This is a genomic window from Actinomadura darangshiensis (assembly GCF_004349235.1).
Taxonomy (GTDB): domain Bacteria; phylum Actinomycetota; class Actinomycetes; order Streptosporangiales; family Streptosporangiaceae; genus Spirillospora; species Spirillospora darangshiensis.
Genome location: NZ_SMKY01000584.1, coordinates 1 through 2,067, shown reverse-complemented (window position 1 = coordinate 2,067; position 2,067 = coordinate 1). Strand labels below are relative to the sequence as shown.

The 2,067-nt window shown below is 77.4% G+C and carries 1 protein-coding gene and 2 pseudogenes; all 3 read left to right on the top strand.

Going from position 1 to position 2,067, the window contains the following annotated elements:
* Positions 1–269: pseudogene (locus tag E1293_RS48380) on the top strand (hypothetical protein); the annotation flags it as partial.
* Positions 266–1,444: a sigma-E factor regulatory protein RseB domain-containing protein gene (locus E1293_RS46625; protein ID WP_132206512.1), complete on the top strand. Its 1,179-nt coding sequence runs from the start codon at positions 266–268 to the stop codon at positions 1,442–1,444. The pseudogene E1293_RS48380 and the gene E1293_RS46625, both read left to right, overlap by 4 nt.
* A 126-nt stretch (positions 1,445–1,570) precedes the next feature.
* Positions 1,571–2,067: pseudogene (locus E1293_RS46620) on the top strand (hypothetical protein); the annotation flags it as partial.

The following is a 2,067-nucleotide window of genomic DNA, read 5'->3' as shown; positions in this document are numbered from 1 at the left end:
CCGCCCGCCCGCGCGACAACCGCCCGGCCGGGCACGCCGCGGCCGTCCGCGTCCAGCCCCGGCGCCGCTACCTGGTCGTCGGAGCCGCCACCCTGTTCCTCGGCCTCGGCACCGCCTCCTACGCCGCGGGCGGACGCCAGGACGCGCCGGCCGTCACGCCCGCGTTCGACCGGTTCGCCGTCGAGCACGCGCTCACGTCCGGCGACGCGCCGATGACCGACCCGCTCACCGACCCGGTCAACCAGGTCCAGGTCTCTCCGGGGCCGTGACCGCGCCCGTCAAGGCCGGCTCGGCGCAGCGCCGCAGGCGCTTCGGTGGAGGGTCGTTCCCTTTCGGACGGGACGAGCGGCGCCGCAGGCGCAGCGCCATACTGGCCGGTGGGCTCGCGGGCGCCCTCGCGCTGGCCGGGACCCTCCCCGGCGACCCCGCCGCGGCGCGCCGCGCCCGCAGCGACCCCGGCGCGGTCGGGCTGCTGCGCGGCGCCGCCGACGCCGCCCGCCGCGTCCCGTACGAGGGCCGCCGGTTCCTGACCACCCGCGACCGCGGCCGGGCCGTCACCTCCCGCGTCGCCGTCTCGCACACGCCCGGGTCGGGGATCCGGTACCGGTCCGGGACGACCGGGGAGGGCTACCGCCCCGACTCCACCGCGGGCGACACCACCGGGTTCACCACCGCGACGCTCGCGATGCTGACCCGCAACTACGCGGTGGTCCGCGCCGCGGACGCGTCCGTCTGCGGCCGTCCCGCCCGCGTCGTCGAGGCGCGCCGCGCGGACGGCAGCCCCGCCGGGCGCTTCTGGATCGACCGCGAGACCGGCCTGATGCTGCACCGCGAGCTGATCGACGCCACCGGCAGGCCCGTGATCGTCTCCGGCTTCTCCGAGATCACCTTCAGCGTGCCGCCGGTGGAACCGGTCGCGCTCGCCCGGCCGCCGGGCGGCCTCGCGCGCTTCCCGGGCTCCAGCGCCGGCGGGCCCGTCGAGGAGGCCGGCACCCGCGGCGGCGCGGGCGCCTGGGGACGGCGCCTCGACCGGGCCGGGCTCGCCGGGCTCCGCGACGGCGGCTGGCCGATCCCGAGGGACCTGCCGGGCCGGCTCGCCCTCTACGACGCCCGCCGCGAGGACGGCGGCGGTACCGTCCACCTCAGCTACTCCGACGGCCTCGCCGCCGTGTCGGTGTTCGTGCAGCGCGGCGACCTGGACGAGCGGGGCATGGCGGGCTGGCAGAAGTCGGTCCGCCGGGGCCGGACGGTGTTCCGCCGCGAGGCGCTGCGGCGCTGGGCGGTGTCGGCCGGGAGCGGCTACGTGTACACCGTCGTGACGGACGCGCCGCAGAGCACCGCCGTCGCGGTGGCGGCGGACATGCCGCGCGACTCCGTCCCGTTCTGGACGCGGCTGTCCCGGGGCGCGCGCCGCCTCGCCTCGGCGGCGAACCCGTTCGACTGACCGTCCGTCGTATAGGGGACGACGCCCGGGATGAGCGTATTGGCAATAGGTCTTATGCTCGCCACATGCCTTTCGGGGCAGCATGAGCACGGATGACGAGGACCATGCTCGGTAGGAGAGATGGGGATGACGGAAGACAACCGCGGCCCGGTCAGGGCGCCTTCGGAGGACGACGACGTCGCCCCCGGCCAGGAGCCTGAACGGCAGGAGGCGGCGGCTCCTCCCGAGACGGTGACCGACCAGGAGATATCCCTGGACGACCCGGTGGACGACCCCGAGGTCGACGACCCGGGGCCCGTGCCGGAGGACGATGCGGGCCACGGCGCCGCCGAGGCCGGCGAGGACGGGGACCGCCTGGTCGCGGGCGGGTTCGCGCCGCCGGACTCGCTCGGCGGCCCGCCCGACACCAACGAGGACGTGCTCTACAGCGCCGGCATGGCGCCGCAGGAGGTGCCGCTGCAGGACGCCCCGCCGCGCGACATGCCGCAGCCGCCGCCCGTGGCGCTCGACAAGCGCCCGGACATGCACGACGACCGCGGGCGGCCCGGGTTCGTCCCGCACAACCAGGACCCGCGGGCCGCGCAGGCCGGGCCGTACGGGGGCTGGCCGCAGCAGGCCCACCA